Consider the following 4,511-nt stretch of genomic DNA (forward strand, 5'->3'; position numbering starts at 1 on the left):
CAAGTGTCACGATGGAAGATCAAGAAGCTACAGTTACTTATGTACCAAATGGAAAGATTATTCCAGTTGATCCAACTGGTAACCCAATTCCAGATGTTCCAACCCCACAATACCCAACCGATCCAACTGACCCAACTAAGGTAACGCCAGATGAACCAGTACCAACTATTCCAGGCTACAAGCCAGAAGTACCAACGGTAACCCCAACTGATCCAGGTGTTGATACACCCGTTAAGTACACGCCAGATACGGTAAATCCAAAGCCAGCGGTTGATCAAATTGCGATTGTTAACTACGTTGACCAAGATAACAACAACGTTCAAATCGCAACTTCTGGTGACTTAACTGGTAAGGCAGGCAGTGTAATTAACTACAGTACGGCTGATCAAATCAAGCAACTGGAAGCACAAGGTTATGTGCTGGTAAGTGATGGGTTCCCAGCAGGCGCAACCTTTGATGATAATGCAGATCAAACTCAAGTCTTCACCGTTGTCTTGAAGCATGGTCATGCTCCAGTAGGACCAAACAATCCACATGAACCTGGTACACCAGTTAACCCGGATGAACCAAACGGTCCAAAGTGGCCTGCTAAGGACACTTACACGAAGGAATACACTTCAACGGTCCACTTCGTGGATAACAACGGTAATAAGATGCGTGATGACGATGTGCAAACTTCAACTTGGACACGGACATTAATCATCGACAAGGTAACTGGGCAAGTTATTAACCCTGAGGAAGGATGGACTGCTGATAAAGGGAGCTATAACGAAGTTAAGGTTCCAGTAATCAATGGCTATGTTGCGGATAAGGCTAATGTTCCGGCTAAGGAAACGGTTCAACAAAACCTTGAAGATACGGTTACTTACACTAAGGTTGGAAACATTGTACCGGTTGATCCAAATGGCAACCCAATTCCAAATGTTCCAGCTGTACCATATACCAATGACCCAACTGACCCAACTAAGGTTGTACCAAATGAACCCGTACCTTCAGTTCCAGGAATGACGCCAAACGTTACTACCGTAACACCAACGCACCCAACTGTTGATACGCCAGTCGTTTACACGACGCCAACACCGGTAACTCCTGAGACGCCAGTAACACCACAACCAGATGAACCGGCAACTCCAGAAACACCAGCTACTCCAGAACCACTTCAACCGGCAACTCCTCAAACTCCTGCTGCACCACAAGCAGATACGCCAGCGCCAATGAAGACTGAGTCAGCTGCACCTGCTAAGCAAGAAGCTAAGAAGTTACCACAAACTGGTAATGAAAATAATTCAGCTGCTGCCCTTGGATTAGCTGCATTAGGCTTAACTGGTTTATTGGCTGCAGGAAAGAAACGGCGTAAAGAAGATTAGTAATTCTTTGAACTGTCAAAGATAAGTTATGCGGAGAGTTGTGGTTAATTTGAAGATGGTTTATTGCAATGACTTAACACATAATGCAATGGATAGTGGCTTAACAGATTCATAGCAACAAACTCGAAGCAGACGAAAAAGCTCATGTCTAAATGACATGGGCTTTTTTGCGTATTTGATAGGTTGGTAATGATCGAACGATAAAGAAAGGAGGAGAAGATTGGTACATATGATCAATGCTTCATTTATAAAAAGGGAATAAAAAAGAGAGTATTCTGCCTTGACCCTCCTTAACGGTTGATATAATAGCATTGGAGGTTGGGCTTTATTAAGAAATTAAATTTTCTGATGATAAATCGGTTGAAAAAAACTGTTAAGAGTGTAGAATGACAATTGAAAGTTATTATTAAAATGTTGATATTAAATGATGGTGATTAGGCATCACTTAATTATCAGCTTTTTAATAAAATGATGTTTTTTAAAATTGCTAGTTTAGCCGCTTGTTTTAATAAATGATTGGTTGTAACTTGCCAGCAGGTGCCACCATTCATCTGATCGACAGCTACAGATGAAATGCCACCTGGTAGTGATCTTTATGGTTACTATTTATCTCAAGGAGTGCTTTACCTTTTATTTGTAAAACGGTTTATTGAATGACTTAACTTATTCCAAAAGATAGTGGTAAGTATGTGCCAGGTGGCTTAGGATAATTTCCTTTTAAACTGGCGGATATAGGCTATTATAATAACCCTAAAGGCGACCCCCGATGCCTACTTAGGTTAATTATAATAGTAGCTGTCGCTTGACTGGATAGTGGTAAAGTCAAGTTATTAAGTGTTAAGCAACAAGTTTTGTGCATTATTGTTTGTTGCAACTACTACTCCCTAATAGATATAAGGTTTATAGCCTTATATAGTAGGTATCATAAAATAGCTGAACACTGTTTAGATAAATTTGTCAAACGGTAGAATGATAATGCTTATAAGAAACCCCCGAATATTTAACTTTAAGCATTAGTAGCAATATCTCCCCCAGATAACTTAAAAGTCTTATTGTCTACGCCAACAGCAATAAGCAGATAACAGTTTAGTTTTATCATATAAGTGTATTTGCTGCTAAAAGTTTTTTTTACTGTTCATGACAATTGTGCTAAACAATGATTCAACAGTACACATAGTACTAGTGATACATCAAAAGTCGACACAGAAATTACAACAGTATGGTAAATGTGCTAGCCTACTGTAATGTAAGTCGCTTGGTGGTAGGTTTTAAATGTTGAATGGTGGACTTATCACTAAAGTTAGTTGTGCGTAAACTAACCAAAAAAGGATTTTCAGAAATGAAAATCCTTTTTTGGTTTAAAGAAAAATTCAATTGATAAATTAGAAAAAGTGTAATAAGATAATTGCAGAATAGAAAACACGAATGCATTTCAAGTAGGTTGTTCAGAGAAGCAGCGGGTGGTGAGAGCTGTCGACCGAAACTCCGGTGCAAAAAATATGTGGGCAGGTAATTCTGCACGGATAGTAGCCGTTATCTACTTCGAAGGGTGACTGAAAATAGTCAAACTTGGGTGGTACCGCGGAACTAGAGCCATTTCGTCCCAAAATATAAAGGATGGAATGGCTCTTTTTTATATAATTAGGAGGAAACACGATGTTAGATATTAAAAAGATTCGTCAAGAACCGGATTTTTATAAAGAAAAACTAGCTACTCGTGGTGTAAAGCCAGAAGAAATTGATGAAGTTATTGCGTTAGATAAAAAGCGGCGTGAATTGCTCCAACAAACTGAAACAATGAAGGCGCAACGTAATGAAGCATCAAAGAAGATTGGGGAAGCTAAGCGGAATGGTGAATCTGCCGATGCTGCCATTAAGGAAACTCGTGAACTTGGTGATAAAATCAAGGAATTAGATGCTGAAGTTGAAGCAAATGATGCTGAACTCCATGATAAGATGGCTCACCTTCCGAATGTTCCTCACGATGGTGTTCCAGTTAGCTTAACAGAAGACGGTGCCGTTGAATTACGGAAAGTAGGCAAGGTTCGTGACTTTGATTTTGAACCTAAGCATCATTGGGATATCGGTGAAAGCCTTGGTATTTTAGATTTTGATCGCGCTGGTAAGGTTTCTGGTGCGCGTTTTGTCTACTACCTTGGACTTGGTGCACAGTTAGAACGTGCCGTTTACAACTTTATGCTTGATGAACACATGGCTGATGGTTATACAGAGGTTATTCCTCCGTACATTGTTAATGCTGACTCCATGTACGGTACTGGTCAATTCCCTAAGTTTAAAGAAGGCGTTTATCAGGTTAACGGCGAAGATATGACCTTAATTCCGACAGCCGAAGTTCCATTGACGAACTATTACCGTGGTGAAGTTATTCCAACCGAAGAATTACCAGTTTATGTGACAGCTTTAACACCATGTTTCCGTTCTGAAGCAGGGGCAGCTGGTCGCGATACTCGGGGATTGATTCGAATGCACCAATTCAATAAGGTAGAAATGGTTAAGTACACTAAACCAGAAAACTCATGGGATGAACTTGAAAAGATGACTGCTAATGCTGAAAACATCTTGAAGAAGTTAAACTTGCCATACCATGTTATTACCTTAACTACTGGTGACATGAGCTTTACTGCATCTGAAACACATGATCTTGAATTGTGGATGCCAGCACAAAATAAGTATCGTGAAGTTTCGAGTTGTTCAAACTGCTTGGACTTTCAGGCACGGCGGATGCATACACAATACCGGGATGAAAATGGTAAGTTACAATATGTTCACACACTTAACGGTTCTGGTTTAGCGGTTGGTCGGACAGTTGCAGCCATCTTAGAAAACTATCAAAATGCTGATGGCTCCGTAACGATTCCAGAAGTATTGGTACCATACATGCATGGCGTTACTAAGATTACTAAGGAAAATGCAGTTCCTTTCCGTAATAAAGTTAATAAATAAGATATATAGAAGAATGTTTTTTACTAAAGAAGTTCAGATTGCTGAATCTGAGCTTCTTTTTTGATTAATGTCTTTAGGCCTGGTTGAGTGCGCGAGCAGAGCGAGTGCACGAAACAAAAAACCACCTGCTATGCGGGTGGGCGATAAAAATTATATAAAAAGGCCTCTTTTGCCTTAAGA

The 4,511-nt window shown here is 39.9% G+C and carries 2 protein-coding genes; both read left to right on the forward strand.

Annotated elements, in window-relative coordinates; translation table 11 throughout:
• The coding region (locus LMB57_RS09835; protein WP_267493888.1) for a mucin-binding protein at window positions 1–1,367 on the forward strand (1,367 nt) is incomplete at its 5' end.
• 1,656 nt (window positions 1,368–3,023) lie between these two features.
• Window positions 3,024–4,331 carry a serine--tRNA ligase gene (gene serS / locus LMB57_RS07325; RefSeq protein ID WP_229272536.1) on the forward strand — a complete coding sequence of 436 codons (1,308 nt, stop codon included), beginning with the start codon at window positions 3,024–3,026 and terminating at the stop codon, window positions 4,329–4,331.
• Window positions 4,332–4,511: the final 180 nt, after the last annotated feature.

It is taken from the genome of Limosilactobacillus secundus (assembly GCF_020784695.1).
Classification (GTDB): Bacteria; Bacillota; Bacilli; order Lactobacillales; family Lactobacillaceae; genus Limosilactobacillus; species Limosilactobacillus reuteri_F.